Origin of the sequence: Amphiplicatus metriothermophilus, from assembly GCF_900199215.1 — a bacterium.
Classification (GTDB): domain Bacteria; phylum Pseudomonadota; class Alphaproteobacteria; order Caulobacterales; family Parvularculaceae; genus Amphiplicatus; species Amphiplicatus metriothermophilus.
The window spans coordinates 120,241-140,269 of sequence record NZ_FZQA01000001.1 but is presented as its reverse complement, the minus strand read 5'-3'; the positions used below and the strand labels follow the sequence as shown (position 1 = coordinate 140,269).

Genomic DNA, 20,029 nt, shown 5'->3' with positions numbered 1-20,029 from the left:
CCAAACAGGCCTGAACGATGCGGTTCTCAGGAGCTGCCGGGGCGGAGGAAAGAAACATGTTCGATCAGGCGCCGGAACGCGAATCCATGGACTTCGACGTCGTCATCGTCGGCGCGGGACCGGCTGGCCTGGCGGCCGCGATCCGACTCAAGCAGCGCGCAGAGAAAGCCGGCGAGGAACTCAACGTCGTCGTCGTCGAAAAAGGCTCGGAGGTCGGCGCGCACATCCTTTCAGGCGCGGTGCTCGACCCGTCGGGGCTGGACGCGCTTTTGCCGGACTGGAAGGAGCGCGGCGCGCCGATCGACACGCCGGTGACTGCCGAGGCGTTCAAGCTGTTCGGCCCGTCGGGCTCAATCCCGCTGCCCGGATTCCTGATGCCGCCGATGGTGAAAAATCATGGCTGCTATGTCGTGTCCATGGGCAATGTCTGCCGCTGGCTCGCCGAGCAGGCCGAAAGTCTGGGGGTCGAGATTTACCCCGGCATGGCCGCCTCCAAGCCGCTTTTCCGCGAGGACGGCTCGCTTAAAGGCGTCGTCGTCGGCGAAATGGGGATCGGACGCGACGGCGAGCCTACCGATCGCTACGAGCCCGGCATGGAGCTCAACGGCAAATATGTTCTGATCGCCGAAGGCGCGCGCGGCTCGCTGGCCAAGACGCTGATCGCGAAATACGAGCTCGACGCGCAGTCCGATCCGCAGAAATTCGGCATCGGCCTGAAGGAGCTCTGGGAGATCGCGCCGGAAAAAGCCCGGCCAGGGTATGTGCAGCACACCTTCGGCTGGCCTCTGAAGGATGATGTCGGCGGCGGGTCGTTTCTTTATCACTACTCGGACAACACGATTGCGCTCGGCTTCGTCGTCCATCTTAATTACAAGAATCCGTATTTATACCCATACGGAGAATTCCAGCGCTTCAAGACCCATCCGGAAATCGCCGCGCTTCTCGAAGGCGGCAAGCGCATCGCCTATGGCGCGCGCGCGATTACGGAGGGCGGCTATCAGTCGACGCCGAAGCTCGTCTTTCCGGGCGGGGCGCTCATCGGCTGCGCGGCCGGCTTCGTGAACGTGCCCCGCATCAAGGGCAATCACAACGCCATGCTGACGGGCATAATGGCCGCCGACGCCGCTTTCGACGCCATTTCTGAAGGGCGCGCCGGCGACGCGCTGGAAGCTTACGAGGCTGCCTACCGCCGCTCGCCGGTGCGCCGCGAGCTTTATCAGGCGCGCAACGTCAAGCCGCTATGGACGAAATTCGGCACCTTTTTCGGCGGCATCGCGCTGTCGGGGCTTGATCTTTGGACGAACGCGCTCGCTCCCGGCTTTTCCCTTTTCGGGACGCTACGGCACGGTAAGACGGACGCCGAAGCGACGGAGCCGGCAGACAAGCACAAGCCCATTGATTACCCCAAGCCCGACGGCGTTCTCACCTTCGACCGATTGACCAATCTGGCCTTTTCGGGCGTGAATCACGAGGAGGACCAGCCCTGCCATCTCAGGCTTAAGGATCCTGAAATCCCGATCCGGGTGAATCTGCCGACCTACGCCGAGCCGGCGCAGCGCTATTGCCCTGCGGGCGTCTATGAGGTTGTTTACGAGGATGGCGGATCCGATCCGCGATTCCAGATCAACGCGCAGAACTGTGTTCACTGCAAGACCTGCGACATCAAGGATCCGTCCCAGAATATCGACTGGGTCACGCCCGAAGGCGGCGGCGGACCGAATTATCCCAACATGTGACGCCGTCGTCGGCGAGGAGGCCGCGTGAGCCTGACCAGAGCGTTGTTGTTCGCCGGTCTTCTCGCCGGCGCGGGTTGCGCCACGCACGAAGCCGACACCAGCCTGACCGGGGAGTACCTCGCCGGCAGGCTCGCCGCGCGCGTCAATGCGATCGACGACGCGGCCGCCGCCTACTCCGCCGCGCATGAGGCCGCGCCCGGCCAAGTCGACATTCTGCGCGACGCCTTCTTCTATCATCTCGCCGCCGGCGAGATCGACGCGGCCGCGCCTTATGCGGAAAAGCTCGTCGCCATCGGCGGCGAGGCGTCGAACGACGGGCTGGCGCGCACGCTGCTGGCCGCGCGCGCGCTCAAGCAGGGACGGCTGCGTCAGGCGCGCGCGATTCTCAACGGCCCGATGGAGACGCCGTTCGTCAAGTCGGTCGGCTTTCTGACCGACGTGTGGATCGAGGCCGGGCTCGCCGGCCCCGAGTCAGCCATGGCGCGGCTTGAAAATCCTGACACGGATATTTTCGCCGGCTTCAATCCGCTGCACCGCGCGCTGCTGGCCGAAATGGCCGGGAAAATCGACGAAGCGCGCGCAGCCCATCAGGCTTCGGTCTTCGCGCTCGGCGGGCCTGTGGGACGCGCCGCTTACGGCGCGTTTCTCGAACGTCGCGGCGACGAGGAGACCGCCCGCGCCTATTACAAGCTGCTCGAAGGAGAACCCGGCCCCGCGCGCCGGGCCGCCGAGGCCGGACTCGCCCGTCTCGATCGCGGCCGGGCGAGCCGGGCCTATGCGAAGGTTTCGCCGAGCGAAGGAGCGGCGATCGCGTTCTATTCCTTCGGCGCGGCGATGATCGACCAAGCGGCGGGCCAGCGCGCGCGCGCGCAGGAGGCCGGGTTCATTCTCGGCGAGCCGCGGTTCAACCTGCCGCTCGCGCTCGCGCGCATCGCGCTTTATCTCGACCCGAAGCTCGACGAGGCGCGCCGCCTCGTCGGGACGATTCTCAATGTCTACGGCGATTACGAGGGCGCGACAGCCGCGCTCGCCGGGATCGCGCCGTCCTCGCCGCATTTCGAGCAGGCCCGCATCGAAATGGCGCGCGGGCTGATGGCGCAGGCGCGTCCGGCCGAAGCGATAAACCTGCTCAGGGAGGCTATTCGCCGCGATCCGGACGGGCGCGAGCTTCGCTTCACGCTCGCCAATGTCTACGCCGGACAAGGCGAGCACGACAAAGCCGTCGCGACGCTCGACGAGCTCATCGGGCGCGCCGGCGACGAGCCGGACGACGGCGCCTGGCGCTATTACGTGGCGCGCGGCGCTTCTTATCTGGAGCTTGATCGCTGGCCTGACGCCGAAGCCGATCTTGAGCGCGCCGTCGAACTCGCGCCCGACGAGCCTACGGCGCTAAACTATCTCGGCTACAGCTGGGCCGAGCGCGGCGTGAATCTGGAGCGCGCGTTCGAGCTCATCGAAAAGGCGGTCGAGCTCGAACCGCGCTCGGGCGCGATCATCGATAGTCTTGGTTGGGCTTATTACCAGTTAGGCGATTACGAAAAAGCGGTGGTGCATCTCGAACGCGCCGCCGCGCTCGAACCTGACGATGCAACGATCACGGATCATCTCGGCGACGTCTATTGGCGCCTGGGGCGTAAGACCGAAGCGCGCTATCAGTGGCGGCGCGCGCTTGAGCTCGATCCCGGCGTGCGCCTCAAGGCCCTGATCGAAAAAAAGCTTGAGAAAGGCCTTGCTTCAGAGGAAGGCGCGTGACGGAGAGTCGGACATGATCCGCGAAATCGCGCCGGCCAAGATCAATCTGCATCTGCATGTGGGGCCCGCGCGCGCCGACGGGCTGCACGCCGTCGAGAGTCTGTTCGTGTTCGCCTGCGCCGGCGACGTCGTCGCGGCCGAGCCGGCGGATGATCTTTCTCTCGCCGTCGAGGGGCCTTTCGGCGCTGCGCTCGCGCGCTTTCCCGTGGAGAGCAATCTCGTCTGGCGCGCGGCCGAGGCGCTGCGGGCGGCGGCGGGCGTGCGCGCCGGCGCGGCCTTGCGGCTTGAAAAGAACCTGCCGCTCGCGGCCGGGATCGGCGGAGGCTCGGCGGACGCGGCCGCCGCGCTGCGCGCGCTTGTTCGGCTATGGCGGCTCGACATGCCGGACGACGCGCTCGCCCGGCTCGCTTTCCGGCTCGGTGCGGACGTCCCGGCCTGTCTTGCTGCGCGGCCGGTTTATGTGGGCGGAGCCGGGGAGAAGCTCGATCGCGGGCCGCGTTTGCCGCCGCTCTGGATCTGTCTCGCCAACCCGGGAGTCGAGACGCCCACGGGCCCGGTCTTTCGTGCTTTCGACGCCGCCAATCCGGCGCCGCCTTCGCCGAGGCGACTGCGGCCGGCCGCCTTCGCCGGCTACGAAGCGTTGCGCGCCTATGTCGCGGCGAGTCGCAATGATCTCGAGCCGCACGCCGTCGCGCGCGCGCCTGTCATCGCTGCGGCGCGGGACTTTCTGGCGGCCCGTCCCGGCGCGCTCTGCGCGCGCATGTCCGGCAGCGGCGCGACCGTGTTCGCCCTGTTCGCGTCGGGCGAGGCTGCGGCGCGGGCCGCGCGCGCCGCTTCGGGCCGCGGCTGGTGGGCTCTGGCGGCCGCGCTCGCACGGCGGTGGCAAACGCCGTCGCTCTGCGCTATGGCGTTCGGGCAAGCAGGGGAATAATCCGCCGGGTCAGGCGTAGTGTTCAGGGGGGGCGAAGGAACAAGGATGCCGGCGGAACCCATTGTGCTCGGCGTGATCGGCGTTTGCGTCGCGGCGGTCGGGGCGGCGCTTTCGCGGTTGGCCGTCCGGCGCAGGCTTGTGCTCGATCATCCGAACGGGCGCTCCAATCATCGCGACGCGACGCCCCGCTCCGGCGGGCTCGCCATCGCAGGGGCGTGGACGATCGGCATGGTCCTCGCCGCGCTCGCCGTTCCTTCCTTCGCGCTTGTCGCGTTGAAGCTCGCCGCCATCGCGGCCCTCGTATTTACGATGGGGCTGGCGGATGATCTTTACGATCTGTCCCCGGTCTGGAAGTTCGCCGGTCAGCTCGCCGCCGCGGCGCTTTTCATCGTGCTTTTCGGCGCTCTTGAGACGGGCCCCGTTCCCTTCGCCGGCGCCGTCCCGCTCGGCGCGGCTGGGGTCTTTCTGACGGTGCTGTGGATCGTCGGCTTCATGAACGCCTTCAACTTCATGGACGGCGTGAACGGCATGGCGGCGGGCTGCGGGCTCCTGACCGCGGCGGGACTTGCGGGCGCGGCCGCTTTTTCGGGCGCGCCGGAGACGGCGCTGGCCGCAGGTCTGCTCGGCGCGGCGCTCCTGGGTTTTCTGCCTTCGAATTTTCCGCGCGGGCGACTCTTCATGGGCGATTGCGGCAGCCAGACGGTCGGCTTTCTTATCGCTGCGTTAGCCGTCGTCGCGGCGCAGGAATCGGCGGGGGCGGCAAGCGCGCTGTTCGTTCCGACTGCAATGGCGGCGTTCCTGTTCGACGTCGCCTTCACGTTGATCCATCGCGCGCGCCGCCGGCGCAACGTGCTCGCCGCCCATTGCGAGCACCTTTATCAGCTAATGGCCCGCCTAGGCGCGAGTCATGTCCAGACGACGGCCGTCTACGCCAGCCTCACAGCAGCCTCGCTCGCGGCGGCCTTCGTGATGACGCGGCTCGATCCGGGCGCGCAATGGCTGGTTCCGGCGGGCCTGGCGCTTGTATTTTGCGGGCTCGGCTGGCCGCTTTTCGCACGCGCGCGCCGCGCCGGCCTGCTGGCGCGGGCCGAAACGCCCGCGCCGTCCGCCGGAGCGGGCGAAGACGCCGCCGCCTCGCGACAGATTCCTCAGGCGGCGGAGTAAGCGCGCTCAGTTCGACCGGCGCGTCGATGCGGCGGCGAGATCGGCGAGCGCGCGCAGACAGGCTTCATCCTTCGCGCCCCTGACGTCCTGAAGACTCGCCAGGGCCGTCTCGGCGTATCGGCGCGCGCAGCCGATAGTGTCCTCGATCGCGCCGGCGCGCCGCATGATCGCACGCGCGCGATCGAAATCGTCAGCATCCTGACGGCCTTCGGCGATGACGCGCCGCCAGAAGGCGGTTTCCTCGCCTTCCGCGCGGGCCAGCGCCAGCACGACCGGCAGGGTCATCTTGCCCTCCCGGAAGTCGTCGCCTACGCGCTTGCCGAGCGCGTCTTCCGCGCCCGAATAATCGAGCGCGTCGTCGACGAGCTGATAGGCGACGCCGAGATCGGCGCCGTAACGGCGCAGCGCCTCGGCGTCCTCTTCCGAACAGCCCGCGATGACCGCGCCGGCTTCGGCGGCGGCCGCGAACAGCGCGGCCGTCTTCGCTTCGATAACGGCGAGATACATTTCAAAAGTCGCGTCGAGATTATTCTGGGTCGAAAGCTGCAGCACCTCGCCTTCGGCGATGACGCCCGAAGCCGCCGAAAGAATCTGCAGCACTTTCAGATCGCCCGCCGAGACCATCAGCTCGAAGGCGCGCGAGAAGATGTAATCGCCGACGAGCACGCTTTCCTTGTTGCCCCAGATGACGTTCGCTGTCTGCGCGCCCCGGCGCAGCGCCGATCCGTCGACGACGTCGTCATGCAGAAGCGTCGCGCCGTGAATGAGTTCGACCGCGGCGGCGAGCTTGACATGCTCCAGCCCCCGATAGCCGAACAGACGCGCCGCCGCGAGGGTCAGCATCGGGCGGATGCGCTTGCCGCCTGCGCGCAAGAGGTGCCCCGCCAGCTCGGGGATCATCGGCGCTCGCGAGCGCATCCGGTCAAGGATGGTTTCGTTGACGCGCTCAAGATCGTCCGCCGTCAGGCGGCGCAGAACCGCCGTCGCCTCCGCGAAGCCGCACGCGGCGACAGGGGCATGTTCGGAGCTCGCAGCCGCCAGACCCAAAGCGGTCGCCTTTCATTGCAATAGATTGCGTCGCGCTCGCACCTTGCGAAAAGGCATGGGGCTGGTCAAGGCGGCCCCTTGCGACCGATTGCGCGCGGCGCTCAGGGTCGTTTCCCGCCGCGGCGCCGATTGATGAATGAGGCGGCTGCCCGTAATGGGAGAAAATGACCGAATCGTCCCCATCGACCCGCGCGCGATTTTCCTTTCCGCCGTTCTTCGGCCGCCGGCGGCCTCTCGTGACCGTGATCGAGCTTTCCGGCGTCGTCGGCCAGCTCGGCCCGGCCCGGAAGGGGCTGACGCTCGCGCGAGTCGAATCCGCCATCGAGTCGGCGTTCAAGCCGCGCGCTCTCAAGGCCGTCGCCCTCGCGATCAATTCGCCGGGCGGCTCGCCGGTGCAGTCGCGCCTCATCCACGACGCGATCCGCCGCCAGGCGGAGAAGAAGAAGATTCCCGTCTACGCCTTCATCGAGGATGTCGGCGCCTCGGGCGGATATATTCTCGCGCTCGCCGGCGACGAGATCTACGCTGACGCATCGTCCGTAGTCGGCTCAATTGGCGTGATTTCCGCCGGTTTCGGCTTTCACGAGTTGATCGGCCGGCACGGCGTCGAGCGCCGGCTTTATACCGCCGGCGAGCACAAGAGCCTTCTCGATCCCTTTCGCCGCGAAGACCCCACGGAGGTCGCGCGCCTGCAGGCCATCCTCGACGACATGCACGCGCAGTTCATAGATCTCGTCAAAGCCCGGCGCGGGGATCGCCTCGGCGGACAGGATGACGTCTTCACCGGCGCTTTCTGGACGGCCGGTCCGGCGAAGGAGCGCGGACTCGTCGACGGAATCGCTCATCTCGGCGATTTGATGCGGGCGCGCTTCGGCGAAAATGTTAAGCTGAAAAAGGTCGCGCCTGATCGCGGCTCGCTGCTGCGCCGGCTGATGGGCGGGGAAAGCCGCGGCCTCATCGATCCGGAGGCTGTCCTCGCCGCCCTCGAGGCGAAGGCTCTGTGGGCGCGCTACGGCCGGTGAGGCCGACGGCGCGCCCGAATGAAAGGAGGCCGCCATGAGCGCCATGACAGGCATCGTCGCCGGGCTGGCGACGGCCGCCGGGGCGTTTGCGCTTTACCGTTACGCCGAGCGCCGCGCGCGCGCCCTGCGGCGCGCGGTTGAGGAGAGGCGGCGCGACCCTCAGCGCGCCGGCAAGCCGGTGCTCGATTTCGAACGCGATCCGGAAACCGGCGTTTACCGTTCGAAATGACTCCTTTCCCGCGAACGCGCCCTGGTTTCTCCGTGCCTCAACGATTCTCCGCGTCCGGGAAGCGATGCTGCGCTGCAGCGTCCATTGTGCGGCGCGGCTTTACCCTTCCCTAGGCGGAAGGGCTATACTCTTCCTGTCGCATGGGCTATGGCCGGCGGCCCGCCGCCTGCGGGCGGTCACGGCCGCGTCACGAAATTCTGCTTCAAACGCGCGATGGTTATGGCGGAAAGAGCGATCGAGCATACGCGACAGACGGGCGCGCGGAAGCTGGCCTTCATCGACGTGGAGGCGTCCGGCCTCGGATCGAAGTCCTGGCCGGTCGAGGTCGGCTGGGCGTTCGAGGAGGGCGAGCCGCAGGCTTTCATGATTCGCCCACATGATTCGTGGACGGATGAATCGTGGGATCCGCAGGCCGAACGCCTTCACGGCCTCGATCGCGCCCGGCTCGAACGCGAGGGCCTCGCGCCCGTAGAGGTCTGCCGAGCCCTCAACGAGGCCTTCGCCGGCGCCGAGGTCTATTCCGACGCGCCGGACTGGGACGGCTTCTGGCTGTTCCGCTTGTTCTCGGCGGCCGGCGTCAGGCAGGGATTCGCGCTGCGCGATTTCGCCTGGCTGATGCGGCATTTCCCCCGCGCGCACGAAGCCGCCGTACTGGCCGGCGCGGCCCGCCTGGCGCCGCGCCGGCACCGCGCCGCCGCCGACGCGCGCCATCTGCAGACGCTCTATCGCCTGGCGCGGGAAAGCTGCGATCCGCGATTGACGCCGTGAACCGCCGCATCATGGTCGCCGGACCATGACGCCCTCCGAATCGTCCTCTCCCGTCCCGCCGCCGTCAGAGTCGGCCGAGCGTTTCGCCCTCGACTTCGGCGACGGCGCGATGGCGGGCTGGCGCTGGCGAAAGCCGGGCGCGCCCAAGCTGTTGTTCGCGCATGCGACGGGCTTTTGCGCGTCCGGCTACAAGCGAATGCTCGCCCCGCTTGCGGACGCCTTCGACATCATCGCGCCCGACCTGCGCGGCCACGGCCGGACGACCCTGCCCGCCGATCCGCGTCGTCTTGCAAGCTGGGAGACATACGGGCGCGACCTCGCGGCGGCGCTCGACCGGCTGAACGGGCTAGAGGGCGCGGCCGGCGCGGGCTGGATCCTCGCGGGCCATTCCTGCGGCGCGACCTCTTCGGCGCTGGCGGCGCGCGGCCGGACGGACGTCGCCGCGCTCATCCTGATCGAGCCTGTGATCCCGCCGCTTTCCGTGCGCCTGTGCGCGACGGGACCGCTGCGCGGGCTGCTGGCGCGCCGTCTGCCGCTCGCCCGCGGCGCGCGCGCCCGCAGGAACGGCTGGCCCGACCGCGCGGCGGTCCTCGAAAGCTACGCCCGCAAGCCGGTCTTCCGCGCATGGGCGCCGGGCGCGCTCGGGGATTATCTCGAAGACGGCCTTGTCGTGGACGCCGGGGGCGGGGTGCGGCTCGCCTGCGCGCCTGCATGGGAGGCGGCGACCTTCGCCGCGCTCGGCTTCGATTTCTGGGGGGCGATCCGGCGAACCCTAGCGCCCGTCTTCGTCCTCGCAGCGGAATCCGGCTCGACCCTGTTTCGCGGCGCGGCCGGACGGCTTGTCCGCAGCGGCGCGAGCGTGCAGACATGCTCCAGCGCCGGCCATTTCATCCCGCAGGAACGGCCGCTGGACGCTGCGGCCTTCATCCGCGAGGCCGCGCGCGCGGCGGGGCTCGGCTGACGGAAGACTAACGCTTGGAGCCTGGGCGGCTTTTTGCTAAGCGGGGCGCCGAACCGCCGCTCGGCGCGGCGCAAGAGGTCTGCAGAAAAGCTCCGCTGCGGTCGAAATAATCTGGAAAGGTCGTCCATGAGCGAAACGTCCGCCACGCCGAAGGTCACCGGCAAGATGTTCCTGTTCGAGCGCCCCGAGCTCCTCAACAAGGAGCAGCATGGCGCTTACGGGCTTAGCCGGCCCCAAAAGCCTTACGCCTTCTGCGCGAACATCCGCGGCGTGCCGCTGACGGTGAGCGAAATTCCGGCCGCAATGAAGTATTACCCGGTGGTCTTCTCCGGCGTGGAGAAGATCACGCCCATCGCCGTTCTCGGCATCTATGAGGACGTCAATCTGTTCGTGAACGACGCCGGCGAGTGGGAAGACAACGTTTATGTCCCCGGCTATCTGCGCCGTTATCCCTTCGCTTTCGCGTCCGAGACCGGCGGGGACCGTCTCGCCGTAGTCGTCGATGCGGCTTACGAAGGGTTCACGCAGAATGCGGAGATCCCGCTGTTCGACAATGGCGAGCCGTCGGAGGCGATGCGCAACGCCATCGAGTTCTGCAAGCAGTACGAGCAGGACCGGCGCACCACCGATCAGGCCATGCAGATCATCGAGCAGATGAAGCTGGCGGTCGGCCAGTCCGCCCAGTATACGCCCCAGCAGGGCGGCGAGCCGGTCACCTTCGCGCAGTATTTCGGCGTCGACGAAAAGCTGCTCGCCGAGCTTCCTGACGAGAAGTTCCTTGAGCTTCGCCGGACCGGCGTGCTGCCGATCGTCTACGCCCAGCTCATGTCGATGGCGAACTGGCGCCTGCTGCTCATGCGCCGCGCGCGCCGCTATGATCTGCAGGGCGAGGCCGTCGTCCGGCCGCTGAACGCCAACTAGGCGCTTTTCGGTCCTTTTGAGAGTCTCGGCGCCCGCGCTGCGAGCGCGCCGGATGCGGCCGCCCGCACGATGCGCCGGAAGACGGGGCATTCCATATGGCTGGGCGCCCGGCAGGCGGCGGCGTGCCGCAGACCGTCCTGCATGGCGCTCAGCCTGCGGATCGTCTTGTCCAGCTCGTCGGCCTTCGCCGTGAGCATCCGCCGGTCGATGCGCGGCCGGCCGTCGGGCCCGAACATCATCGCGATCTCGTCGAGCGAGAAGCCGGCGGCGCGCCCCAGCGCGATCAGCGCCAGCCTTTCGATGACGGATTCGTCGAACACGCGCCTGAGGCCCCGCCGGCCGATGGAGGCGATCAGGCCTTTCTCCTCGTAATAGCGCAGGGTCGAGGCGGGAACGCCGGCGCGCCGCGCCGTTTCCGCGATGTCGAGAACTTTCATCCGCTTGACCTCAAGTCGGCTTGAACTGGCAGGCTGCCGTCTTCGTCAGTCAAGAGCAAGCGTAAGGAGACGACTATGGACGCCGCCCCTCAGCCCTACGCCGATCAGGCCGCGCTCTGGAACGGGCTGGCCGGTCGCGTCTGGGTCGAGATGCAGGATCTGCTCGACCAGATGTTCAGACCGCTTGAAGACCGGCTCGCCGAAACGGTCCCCGCCGGATCGGACTTCGCGGTTCTCGATGTCGGGTGCGGTACGGGCGCGATCACGCTCGCCGTCGCGCGCCGGCTTGCGCCGGGAGGTTGCAGCGTCGGCGTCGACATTTCCGAACCGATGATCGCCGCGGCGAAAGCGCGGGCGGCGCGGGAGGGCGCGCCGGCGGACTTCATCTGCGCCGACGCGCAGACCCATCCATTCGAGCCCGCCGGCTTCGACATGATCCTGTCGCGCTTCGGCGTCATGTTCTTCGACGACTTCACCGCCGCCTTCGCCAATCTGCGGCGGGCGGCGAAAGACGACGCAGCGCTGCGATGCGTCGTGTGGCGCAGTCCCGAGGAGAACCCGTTCATGACGACGGCCGAGCGTGCGGCCGCGCCGTTTCTGCCGGCCATGCCCGCGCGCCGGCCGGACGCGCCGGGCCAATTCGCCCTGGCGGACATCGGCCGGATTCGCCGCGTTCTGGCGGAAGGCGGCTGGACCGACATCGACATCCGGCCGATCGACGTTCCCTGCGCCTTTCCAGAGAGCGATCTGGTTCGCTATTTCACCCGGCTTGGTCCGCTCGGCCTGATTCTGCCCCAGGCGGATGAGCGCACGCGCGCCCGCGTCGTGAAGACGGTCCGCGCCGCCTTCGATCCCTATGTGCGCGACGGCCAGGTCCGTTTCGTCGCCGCCTGCTGGATGGTTGCGGCGCGCGCGCGGTGAGGCGCGTCACATTCGAGAGAGCGAAGAGGCGGCGCACGAAACGGCGGCTTGGCGAGGCCCGCCGTCGCGGCTATCAGCGGGGACGATGAAAGCCTTGCGCGGATTCCGGACACCTTTCGTCGCGGCGCTCGTCGCGTTGATCGCCGGCGCGGGTTTCGCGCCGGCCGAGGCGCGCCTTGAAAGCCGCGTCGTCACCGAGCGCGCCGAGAGCGCGCTCTACCCCGTGCGTCAGGGCTTCGCGCCGGGCGAGACGACCTGGTTCGTGTTCGAGCAGCATCTGAAGCCCGGCTGGCACGTCTACTGGAAGAATCCCGGCGATTCCGGCCTGCCGCTCGAACTTGACTGGACCCTTCCTGACAGTTACGCCGTCGGCGAGATTATTTATCCGACCCCGGAGCGTATTCCCGTCGGGCCGCTCGCCAATTTCGGCCATCACGGAAATCCCGCCTTTCTCATCCCCGTGACCGCGCCGACGGACGCCCCGCCGGGCGAGACGGTCGCAATCGAAATTGCGGCGACCTGGCTCATCTGCGAGGAGATCTGCGTTCCGGAAGAGGGGGCTTTCACGCTCTCCATGCCGGTCGCGATCGAGCCAGCGACGGACGAGCGGGCCGCCGCCCGCGCCGAGGCCGCGCGCGCCGACGCGCCGCAGCCCTTCGACAACGAAGCGCTGTTCCATATCGACGCGGGCCGGCTGACCGTCGCCATGAAGGCGCCGGATCATCCGTACAGGGAGACTTTTTTCTTTCCGGAAACGGAAAGGCTGATCGAACCCGCCGCGCCCCAGACCGTGCGCGCCGAGGACGGCCGGCTCATGATTTCGATGAAAGCCGACGTCGGCGCGCAGGAAGCCGGCGATGAGATTCGCGGCGTTCTCGGCCTCGTCTTGCGCGACGGGACGCGGGCGGGCTTCGAAATCGCCGCCGCAAGAACGCAGGCGCCGCTTGCGGCTGCGTCGCCCGCCGCGCCGGCGGGCGGGGACGGCGCGCTGGTTCTTCTGCTCACGGCCTTTCTGGGCGGGGCGCTGCTCAACGTGATGCCTTGCGTCTTTCCGGTCGTGTTCATCAAGGCGGCCTCGTTGATGAGCGCCGCGGCCGGCGCGCGCGGGCAGGCGCGGCGCGACGGGATTTTGTATACGGCCGGCGTTCTTACGACGTTTCTCGCCCTCGGCGGCGTTCTGCTGGCCCTGCGCGCGGGCGGCGAAGCGCTGGGCTGGGGCTTTCATCTTCAGTCGCCGGCGGTCGTTCTCCTGTCCGCCTACGTTCTGTTTGCGATCGGTCTCAATCTCGCCGGCGTCTTTCACGTCGGCGAAAGCCTGCAAGGGGCGGGCGCGGGCCTGTTGTCCGGAAGCGGCGGCTGGTCGGCTTTCCTGACCGGCGCGCTCGCGGTGTTCGTCGCCGCGCCCTGCATCGGCCCGCTCATGGCCGCGCCCATGGGCGCGGCGGTGCTGCTGCCGCCGGCGGCCGGCATGGCGATCTTCGGGGCCATGGCGCTTGGACTCGCCGCGCCCTACCTCCTGCTGTCGCTGGCGCCGGAGCTCGGCCGCTTCCTGCCCCGGCCCGGTCCGTGGATGGTCGTGTTCAAACAGGCCCTCGCCTTTCCGGTCTTCGCCGGCGCGGCGTATTTCCTCTGGGTGCTCTCCCGGCAAACCGGCGCGGAGGGCCTCGCCTGGGCGCTCGCCGGCGCCGTGATGCTCGCCTTCGCCGCCTGGCTTTATGAGCGCGCCAAGAGCGTGGGAGCAGGAGCGAGGCTCGCCTGTCGGGGCTTTGCGCTCGCGGCTCTTGTCGCGGCCTTCGCGCCGCTTGCGCGCGGCCTCGATTCCGTCGCCGCAGGCGAACGGCCCGAAACCGGGCCCGGCGGGACGGAGACGATCGCCTTCGATCCCGAGAAGGTCGCGGCGCTCAGGGCCGAGGGCCGCCCCGTCTTTCTCGACTTCACCGCCGCCTGGTGCGTGACCTGCCAGTTCGATCATCTCACGGTGCTGTCGCGGCGCAGCGTCAAGAATGCTTTCGCCAAGCAGAACGTCGCTTTCATGGTGGCGGACTGGACGCGGCGCGACCCGGTCGTCACGCAAGCCTTGCAGTCCTTCGGGGCTTCGGGCGTGCCGCTTTACGTCTATTATCCGCCGGGCGGCGAGGCGATCGTTCTTCCCTCGCCGCTGACGGAAAAAGCCGTGCTCGACGCCGTCCGCGCCGGCTCATAGCGCGTCGGAGCGGAGCGGCCGCTCAGTCGTCCAGATGAAGACTCGCCGGGGACCTGTCGACCGCCAGCTCGGCCGCGGCCTGCGTCGACGCCAGCGAAGCAAGATCGCGCGCGCGCGCGTCGACATAAGCTTTGAGGGCGAAAATGGCCGTGACGGCGGCCACGGCGGCGAGATTGGCGGCGGCGCGCGAGAGCGCGCGGCGCACGGCGGGCCGGCGGAGGGCGTATGCGAAGCTCATGGGGAGAGCCTAGCCGGCGCGGGTTTAAGGAGCGTTGAGCGGGCCCCTTAAAATGCTTATGACTCGCGCGCCGGATCCCTCCGAAGCCGCCCGCGAGCCTTCCCATGACCGACGTCGTCAAAACGCCCGCCTGGGCGCGCCTTGAAAAGCTCGCCGCCGCGCCGCGCCCGTCTGCGCGCGCTCTGTTCGAGCGCGACCCGGCCCGCGCGGCGCGCATGAGCCTCGAAGCGGCGGGGCTCTATCTCGATTACTCGAAGAACCGCATCACGCCGGAGATTTTCGACGCGCTTCTGGCGCTCGCCGAGGCGGCGGATCTTGAACGGGTCCGCGGGCGCATGTTCGCGGGGGAAAAGATCAACGCGACCGAGCGGCGCGCGGTCCTGCATGTGGCGCTGCGCGACTTCGCCATGCGCGCCTATCATGTCGACGGCGAGGACGTCTCGAAGCGCGTGCGCGCCGAGCGCGAAAAGATGCGGGACTTCACGCGCCGCGTGCACGCCGGGGAGCTGACCGGCCATACCGGCGCGCCCCTCGACACGGTGGTGAATATCGGCATCGGCGGGTCCGATCTCGGGCCGCAGATGGCCGTGGAGGCGCTCAGCCCTTATTGGGTCCGCGGCCGGCGCACTTTCTTCGTGTCCAACGTGGACGGCCAGCATCTCGCCGATACGCTCGCCGCCGTCGATCCCGCGCGCACGCTCTTCATCGTCGCCTCCAAGACCTTCGCCACGCAGGAGACCATGACCAACGCGGCCTCTGCGCGCGCCTGGTTCCTCGAAAAGGGCGGGCGCGAAGCGGATGTGGCCAAACACTTCGTCGCGCTTTCCACCAACGAGCGCGCGGTCAGAGATTTTGGAATCGACCCCGCCAACATGTTCGTGTTCTGGGACTGGGTCGGCGGGCGCTATTCTCTGTGGTCGGCGATCGGGCTGTCGATTGCGCTGCAGGTCGGGTTCGACAATTTCGAGAAGCTGCTCAAGGGCGCCCATGCGATGGACGAGCATTTCCGCGCCGCGCCGCCGGCCAAGAACATGCCGGCGATCCTCGCCCTCGTCGGGATCTGGAACCGAAATTTCGAAGGCGCGGCCGCCCATGCGGTTCTGCCCTACGATCAGCATCTTCATCGGCTGCCGGCCTATCTCCAGCAGGCGGATATGGAATCGAACGGCAAGCGCGCGCGAGCCGACGGCGCGCCGGCGGGCTGCGCAACCGGACCGGTGATCTTCGGCGAACCGGGCACCAACGGACAGCACGCCTTTTATCAGCTCATCCATCAGGGCACGGACCTGATTTCAGCGGACTTCATCGCGCCGGCGCTGTCGCATGCGCCCATCGGCGATCATCACGAGAAACTGCTTGCGAACTTCATCGCCCAGCAGGAAGCGCTGATGATCGGCCGCACGGAAGCCGAAGCGCGCGCCGAGATGCTGGCCCAGGGCCTTGCGCAGAAGGACGTCGACCGCCTCGCCCCGCACAAGGTTTTCCCCGGCGGCCGGCCCGTCAATGCGATCGTGATGGAGAAACTGACGCCCGAGACGCTCGGCGCGCTGATCGCGCTCTACGAGCACAAGATCTTCTGTCAGGGCGCGATCTGGGGGATCAACTCCTTCGACCAGTGGGGCGTCGAGCTCGGCAAGACTCTCGCCGGAAGGGTGCTGCCCGAGCTCGCCCGGCTCGGCGAGGAAAAGCCCGCCGCGGCCGGTCACGACGTCTCCACCAACGCGCTGATCGACCGGGTGAACCGGATCAGAGCCGCAGCGAAGAGAGAACGGTCATGAGCGATATGAAAGACGTGACCGGCGGATGCCATTGCGGGGCCGTGCGGTTCGAGGCGAAGGTCGATCTTTCCCAGACCAACGTCTGCAACTGTTCGCATTGCGAGAAGAAAGGCTTCGTCCTGAGCTTCACGCCGCGTGAGAATTTCAGGCTTCTTCAGGGAGAGGATCAGCTTACGGAATATCGCTTCAACAAAAAGAAAATCGCGCATGTGTTCTGCAAGACCTGCGGCGTGCAGGCCTTCGCCTGGGGCGAGGCGCCGGACGGAGCGCAGATGGCGGCGGTCAATGCGCGCTGCATCGACGGGGTCGATCTGAAGGCGCTGACCCCCGTACAGATAGACGGCAGGAGCTTTTGAGCCCGAGCCGGGAAGCAAGCGCATGATGAAAACGACAGCGATTCTGGCCGCCGCCCTCTCTTGTCTTCTCGGCGCCGCCGCCGCCGAGGCGCCCCGGGTAAAGATCGCCACCAGCATGGGCGACATCGTGGTCGAGCTTTACCCGGACAAGGCGCCGGCGACGGTCGAGAACTTCCTGCAATACGCGAAGGACGGCCATTACGACCGTACGCTCGTTCACCGAGTCGTTCCCGGCTTCGTCATTCAGGGCGGGGGCTATTCGCGGCTGTTCACCGAGCGGCCGACCCGCGATCCCATTCCTTACGAGGGCGACAACGGCCTCAGGAACGAGCGGGGGACCATCGCCATGGCGCGCACGGACGATCCGGACAGCGCCGCGGCGCAGTGGTTCATCAATCTCGTCGACAATCCGAAGCTCGATCATCGCGTGACCGATCTCGGGCCGATCTACGGCTATACGGTCTTCGGCCGGGTCGTCGACGGGATGGCGGTCGTCGACGCCATCGGCACGGTTCCGACCGGCCCCGGCGGGCCGTTCGACGCCGAGGTTCCGGTCGAGCCGGTCGTCATCGAGCGCGTCGATCCGGTCGAAGCGCCCGCCGCGCCGTGACGCGCGCGCCGGAGGGCGGACGGAGCGCGCGTTGCGCGCCGGCGCGCCATCGGCTATCCCGCGGAGCCTGATCTTTCGGGGAGCCGGATGGCGAAGAAAACCAAAGAGATACGGCCCAAGGCGCGCATCCCGCGCGGGTTCCGCGATCGGCGCGGCGCGGAGATCGCCGCCGAGCGGGAGATGCTCGCGCGCATTTCCGCCGTCTATGAGGCGTGGGGCTTCGAGCCTTTGGAGACGCCGACCTTCGAATATACCGACGCGCTGGGCAAGTTCCTGCCCGATGTCGACAGGCCGAACCAGGGCGTTTTCTCGCTGCAGGATGACGACGAGCAGTGGATGAGCCTGCGCTACGATCTGACCGCGCCGCTCGCCCGGTTCGTCGCGCAGAACTACGACGCGCTTCCAAAGCCCTATCGGCGCTACGCCGTCGGCCCGGTCTGGCGCAACGAAAAACCCGGCCCCGGACGGTTCCGCCAGTTCACCCAGTGCGACGCCGATACGGTCGGCGCGCCGGCGCCTTACGCCGATGCGGAGATGTGCGCGCTTTTCGTCGAAGTGATCGAGGCGGCGGGCATTCCGCGCAAGGATTTCCGTATTCGGATCAGCAGCCGAAAGATCGTCGACGGGCTGTTCGAAAAGATCGGTCTCGACAGCGAGGACGAGGCCGAGCGCCGGCTGAATGTCATGCGGTCCATGGATAAATTCGACCGCCTCGGCGAGGAAGGCGTGCGGCTGCTGCTCGGGCCGGGCCGTCGCGATGAAAGCGGCGATTTCACGAAAGGCGTCGGTCTGTCGGACGCGCAGATCGACACGGTGGCGCTGTTTCTGAAATCCGCGATCGGCGCGGGCCTGAAAACCGTATCGGCCATTTCAAAGACGTTGGGCGGGACGAAAAGCGGCGAAGCCGGCCTCGACGAATTGATCGCCATCACCCGACTGCTCCCTGAGGATTGCAAGGGAGTCGTCGGCATCGACTGTTCGATCATTCGCGGCCTTGAATATTACACGGGACCGGTCTTCGAGGCGGACCTGGCCTTCGAGACCCAAGACGAGCAGGGCCGCCCCGTGCGCTTCGGCTCCATCGGCGGCGGCGGCCGCTATGACGGGCTCGTCAAGCGCTTCAGGGGCGTGGAAGTTCCAGCCGTCGGCGTTTCCATCGGCGTGTCGCGCCTGCTCGCTGCATTGGAGTTCGCGAAAGAAACAGGCGCGGGGCGGGCCTTCGACGGTCCCGTCGTCGTGCTGGCGCTCGACCCGGCGCGCATGGCGGACTACCAGCGGATGGCGGCGGAATTGCGCGCGGCGGGTCTGCGCGCGGAGGTCTATCTCGGCGGGGCCGGCATGCGGGCGCAGCTCAAATACGCCGACAGACGCGGCGCGCCGGTCGCCGTCATCGAGGGCGAGGACGAGCGCGCGAAAGGCGCGGTCACGATCAAGGATCTCGTCCTCGGCGCGGCGCTTTCGAAACAGATCGAGGACAACGTCGAGTGGCGCGAAGCCCAGCCGGCGCAATTCTCCGTATCAAGAGGAAACCTTGTCGAGGCCGTGAAAGAGACTCTTGCGCGTCCGCGCGCGCGGTCTTGACCGTTCCGGTCGGCGGCCTGCATGGTCAGGCCGTCGCCGAATTCGTGACCGAGAGGACCGTCGCATGAAAACACCCTCCGCCTTTCTGAGCGCGCTTCTGCCGGCGCTCGCCGCCGCTTCCGCCGCGGCCCAGCCCCTCGCCGATCCGACGCTTGAAGAGGAGGCCCGGCGCATTCACGAACGGGTCCTCGCGCTCGACACTCATGTCGACATTCCGCTCGATTACGCGACGTTCAGGAACGATCCCGGCGGCTTCACGAAGCTTCAGGTCGATCTGCCGAAAATGCGCGCGGGCGGGCTCGATGCGGCCTTCTTCATCGTCTACACGCCGCAAGGGCCGCTGACGCCGGAAGGCTACGCCGAAGCGCGGCGCGTGGCGAACACGCGTATCGAGGCGATCGCGCGGCTCGTGCGCGCCTACCCGGACGAGGTCGGCGTCGCTTTCACGGCCCGCGAGGCGCGGCGCATTGCGCGCACGGGCAAGCGCGTCGCGCTTATCGGCATGGAGAACGCCTATCCTTTGGGCCCGTCGGTCGAGGATGTCGCGGCCTGGGCGCGGGCCGGCGTGCGCTATATGGGGATCACGCATTTCGGCCATAACCAGTTCGGCGACAGCTCCAATCCCAACGAAGCGCTCGGCGACGCGGAAGAGCGTCACGGCGGACTGTCCGGGATCGGACGGTCTCTGGTCGCCGAGTTGAACCGTCATGGGATCATGGTCGACGTCTCGCACGCCGGCAAAAAGACCATGATGCAGGCGGTCGCGCTTTCCGCCGCGCCGCCGATCGCGTCTCATTCCGGCGTCAAGGCGATCGCCGACAGCCCGCGCAATCTCGACGACGAGCAGCTTCGCGCGCTCGCGGCGAAGGGCGGCGTCGTGCAGATCGTCGCGCTCGACGCCTATGTGAAGCCGCTGACGGAGGAGCAGATCGCGCTGCGGGACCGGATCCGCAAGGAAATGGGGCTCGAGACGACCGAGGCGCGCGCGGCGATGACGCCGGAGGTCGAGGCCGAATATGAAAAACGCCTCGAAGCCATGTGGGATATCGCGCCGCGCGCTACGGTCGCGGACTTCGTCGACCACATCGATTACGCCGTGAAGCTGGTCGGCGTCGATCATGTCGGCGTCGCGTCGGACTTCGACGGCGGCGGCGGCGTGGTCGGCTGGGAGGACGCCGGCGAGACTCTCAACGTCACCCGCGAGCTTGTGAGACGCGGGTACACGGAAGAAGAGATCGCCAAGATCTGGGGCGGCAATCTCCTCCGCGTCATGGAGGAGGTCGAAAAGACCGCCCGCCGGCTGCGCTAGCGGCGGGGCGGCGACGCCTTTCCGCCGTTGCGGCCCTTGACGGTCGCCGCAATAGTGTATATACA

Annotated in this window: 19 protein-coding genes; 16 read left to right on the top strand and 3 right to left on the bottom strand. The window is 67.8% G+C overall.

All coding sequences use genetic code 11. The annotated features are described in order from the left end of the window. The first annotated feature begins 56 nt into the window (after positions 1-56). From CHB64_RS00750 to CHB64_RS00735, 4 genes are read left to right on the top strand one after another with little or no spacing between them, the layout of a single operon-like run. A complete protein-coding gene (locus CHB64_RS00750) occupies positions 57-1,736 on the top strand; it encodes an electron transfer flavoprotein-ubiquinone oxidoreductase (RefSeq protein WP_089410681.1) in 1,680 nt (559 codons plus the stop codon). Positions 1,737-1,760: 24 nt separating this feature from the next. Further along, entirely contained in the window at positions 1,761-3,488 is a 1,728-nt protein-coding gene (locus CHB64_RS00745; protein ID WP_143265909.1) for a tetratricopeptide repeat protein, read from the top strand. Between the two features lie 13 nt (positions 3,489-3,501). Next, positions 3,502-4,419, top strand: coding sequence for a 4-(cytidine 5'-diphospho)-2-C-methyl-D-erythritol kinase (locus tag CHB64_RS00740; protein WP_089411410.1), 918 nt, complete (start codon positions 3,502-3,504; stop codon positions 4,417-4,419). A 45-nt stretch (positions 4,420-4,464) separates the two neighbouring features. Continuing rightward, entirely contained in the window at positions 4,465-5,583 is a 1,119-nt protein-coding gene (locus CHB64_RS00735) for a glycosyltransferase family 4 protein (protein ID WP_089410679.1), read from the top strand. A 6-nt stretch (positions 5,584-5,589) separates the two neighbouring features. Here CHB64_RS00735 and CHB64_RS00730 read toward each other — a convergent pair whose 3' ends face one another. Next, the gene (locus CHB64_RS00730) at positions 5,590-6,630 is read right to left on the bottom strand and encodes a polyprenyl synthetase family protein (RefSeq protein WP_234993291.1); all 1,041 of its coding nucleotides are present in this window, start codon (positions 6,628-6,630) and stop codon (positions 5,590-5,592) included. A 164-nt stretch (positions 6,631-6,794) separates the two neighbouring features. Here CHB64_RS00730 and CHB64_RS00725 point away from each other — a divergent pair, with 164 nt between their 5' ends. The 5 genes from CHB64_RS00725 to CHB64_RS00705 all read left to right on the top strand — a co-directional run bounded on the left by CHB64_RS00725 (position 6,795) and on the right by CHB64_RS00705 (position 10,531). Beyond that, on the top strand, positions 6,795-7,652 hold the full coding sequence (locus tag CHB64_RS00725) for a S49 family peptidase (protein WP_089410678.1): 858 nt from the start codon (positions 6,795-6,797) through the stop codon (positions 7,650-7,652). A 34-nt stretch (positions 7,653-7,686) separates the two neighbouring features. Beyond that, on the top strand, positions 7,687-7,881 hold the full coding sequence (locus CHB64_RS00720) for a hypothetical protein (RefSeq protein WP_089410677.1): 195 nt from the start codon (positions 7,687-7,689) through the stop codon (positions 7,879-7,881). Positions 7,882-8,100: 219 nt separating this feature from the next. After that, positions 8,101-8,649: a hypothetical protein gene (locus tag CHB64_RS00715; protein WP_143265908.1), complete on the top strand. Its 549-nt coding sequence runs from the start codon at positions 8,101-8,103 to the stop codon at positions 8,647-8,649. A gap of 25 nt (positions 8,650-8,674) precedes the next feature. Then, the gene (locus tag CHB64_RS00710; RefSeq protein WP_089410675.1) at positions 8,675-9,610 is read left to right on the top strand and encodes an alpha/beta fold hydrolase; all 936 of its coding nucleotides are present in this window, start codon (positions 8,675-8,677) and stop codon (positions 9,608-9,610) included. 126 nt (positions 9,611-9,736) lie between these two features. After that, a complete protein-coding gene (locus tag CHB64_RS00705; protein ID WP_089410674.1) occupies positions 9,737-10,531 on the top strand; it encodes a SapC family protein in 795 nt (264 codons plus the stop codon). Here the strand turns inward: CHB64_RS00705 and CHB64_RS00700 are convergent. Beyond that, a complete protein-coding gene (locus CHB64_RS00700) occupies positions 10,528-10,968 on the bottom strand; it encodes a helix-turn-helix domain-containing protein (RefSeq protein ID WP_089410673.1) in 441 nt (146 codons plus the stop codon). The genes CHB64_RS00705 and CHB64_RS00700 overlap by 4 nt on opposite strands. 75 nt (positions 10,969-11,043) lie before the next feature. Between CHB64_RS00700 and CHB64_RS00695 the strand changes: the two genes are divergently transcribed. Together CHB64_RS00695 and CHB64_RS00690 are read left to right on the top strand one after the other, a co-directional pair. Beyond that, the gene (locus tag CHB64_RS00695) at positions 11,044-11,889 is read left to right on the top strand and encodes a class I SAM-dependent methyltransferase (RefSeq protein WP_089410672.1); all 846 of its coding nucleotides are present in this window, start codon (positions 11,044-11,046) and stop codon (positions 11,887-11,889) included. Positions 11,890-11,974: 85 nt separating this feature from the next. Further along, the gene (locus tag CHB64_RS00690; RefSeq protein ID WP_159462353.1) at positions 11,975-14,092 is read left to right on the top strand and encodes a protein-disulfide reductase DsbD family protein; all 2,118 of its coding nucleotides are present in this window, start codon (positions 11,975-11,977) and stop codon (positions 14,090-14,092) included. Between the two features lie 22 nt (positions 14,093-14,114). On the opposite strand, the gene CHB64_RS00685 is transcribed toward CHB64_RS00690, so the two are convergent. Beyond that, positions 14,115-14,330: a hypothetical protein gene (locus tag CHB64_RS00685; protein WP_089410670.1), complete on the bottom strand. Its 216-nt coding sequence runs from the start codon at positions 14,328-14,330 to the stop codon at positions 14,115-14,117. A gap of 104 nt (positions 14,331-14,434) precedes the next feature. On the opposite strand from CHB64_RS00685, the gene pgi reads away from it, so the two are divergent. The 5 genes from pgi (at position 14,435) to CHB64_RS00660 (ending at position 19,964) form a co-directional block, all read left to right on the top strand. Next, positions 14,435-16,108, top strand: coding sequence for a glucose-6-phosphate isomerase (gene pgi, locus CHB64_RS00680; protein WP_089410669.1), 1,674 nt, complete (start codon positions 14,435-14,437; stop codon positions 16,106-16,108). Next, positions 16,105-16,464 carry a GFA family protein gene (locus CHB64_RS00675; RefSeq protein WP_089410668.1) on the top strand — a complete coding sequence of 120 codons (360 nt, stop codon included), beginning with the start codon at positions 16,105-16,107 and terminating at the stop codon, positions 16,462-16,464. Before pgi ends, CHB64_RS00675 begins: the two co-directional genes overlap by 4 nt. Positions 16,465-16,486: 22 nt before the next feature. Continuing rightward, positions 16,487-17,074 carry a peptidylprolyl isomerase gene (locus tag CHB64_RS00670; RefSeq protein WP_089410667.1) on the top strand — a complete coding sequence of 196 codons (588 nt, stop codon included), beginning with the start codon at positions 16,487-16,489 and terminating at the stop codon, positions 17,072-17,074. An 87-nt stretch (positions 17,075-17,161) separates the two neighbouring features. Then, a complete protein-coding gene (hisS, locus tag CHB64_RS00665; protein ID WP_089410666.1) occupies positions 17,162-18,655 on the top strand; it encodes a histidine--tRNA ligase in 1,494 nt (497 codons plus the stop codon). Positions 18,656-18,719: 64 nt separating this feature from the next. Further along, positions 18,720-19,964 carry a dipeptidase gene (locus tag CHB64_RS00660; protein ID WP_089410665.1) on the top strand — a complete coding sequence of 415 codons (1,245 nt, stop codon included), beginning with the start codon at positions 18,720-18,722 and terminating at the stop codon, positions 19,962-19,964. The last annotated feature ends 65 nt before the right edge of the window (positions 19,965-20,029 follow it).

Coding starts and splice junctions, on each gene's coding strand:
- CHB64_RS00750 (WP_089410681.1), top strand. CDS start 57: ATGTTCGATCAGGCGCCGGAACGCGAATCCATGGACTTCGACGTCGTC.
- CHB64_RS00740 (WP_089411410.1), top strand. CDS start 3,502: ATGATCCGCGAAATCGCGCCGGCCAAGATCAATCTGCATCTGCATGTG.
- CHB64_RS00735 (WP_089410679.1), top strand. CDS start 4,465: ATGCCGGCGGAACCCATTGTGCTCGGCGTGATCGGCGTTTGCGTCGCG.
- CHB64_RS00725 (WP_089410678.1), top strand. CDS start 6,795: ATGACCGAATCGTCCCCATCGACCCGCGCGCGATTTTCCTTTCCGCCG.
- CHB64_RS00720 (WP_089410677.1), top strand. CDS start 7,687: ATGAGCGCCATGACAGGCATCGTCGCCGGGCTGGCGACGGCCGCCGGG.
- CHB64_RS00715 (WP_143265908.1), top strand. CDS start 8,101: ATGGCGGAAAGAGCGATCGAGCATACGCGACAGACGGGCGCGCGGAAG.
- CHB64_RS00710 (WP_089410675.1), top strand. CDS start 8,675: ATGACGCCCTCCGAATCGTCCTCTCCCGTCCCGCCGCCGTCAGAGTCG.
- CHB64_RS00705 (WP_089410674.1), top strand. CDS start 9,737: ATGAGCGAAACGTCCGCCACGCCGAAGGTCACCGGCAAGATGTTCCTG.
- CHB64_RS00700 (WP_089410673.1), bottom strand. CDS start 10,968: ATGAAAGTTCTCGACATCGCGGAAACGGCGCGGCGCGCCGGCGTTCCC.
- CHB64_RS00695 (WP_089410672.1), top strand. CDS start 11,044: ATGGACGCCGCCCCTCAGCCCTACGCCGATCAGGCCGCGCTCTGGAAC.
- CHB64_RS00690 (WP_159462353.1), top strand. CDS start 11,975: ATGAAAGCCTTGCGCGGATTCCGGACACCTTTCGTCGCGGCGCTCGTC.
- CHB64_RS00685 (WP_089410670.1), bottom strand. CDS start 14,330: ATGAGCTTCGCATACGCCCTCCGCCGGCCCGCCGTGCGCCGCGCGCTC.
- pgi (WP_089410669.1), top strand. CDS start 14,435: ATGACCGACGTCGTCAAAACGCCCGCCTGGGCGCGCCTTGAAAAGCTC.
- CHB64_RS00675 (WP_089410668.1), top strand. CDS start 16,105: ATGAGCGATATGAAAGACGTGACCGGCGGATGCCATTGCGGGGCCGTG.
- CHB64_RS00670 (WP_089410667.1), top strand. CDS start 16,487: ATGATGAAAACGACAGCGATTCTGGCCGCCGCCCTCTCTTGTCTTCTC.
- hisS (WP_089410666.1), top strand. CDS start 17,162: ATGGCGAAGAAAACCAAAGAGATACGGCCCAAGGCGCGCATCCCGCGC.
- CHB64_RS00660 (WP_089410665.1), top strand. CDS start 18,720: ATGAAAACACCCTCCGCCTTTCTGAGCGCGCTTCTGCCGGCGCTCGCC.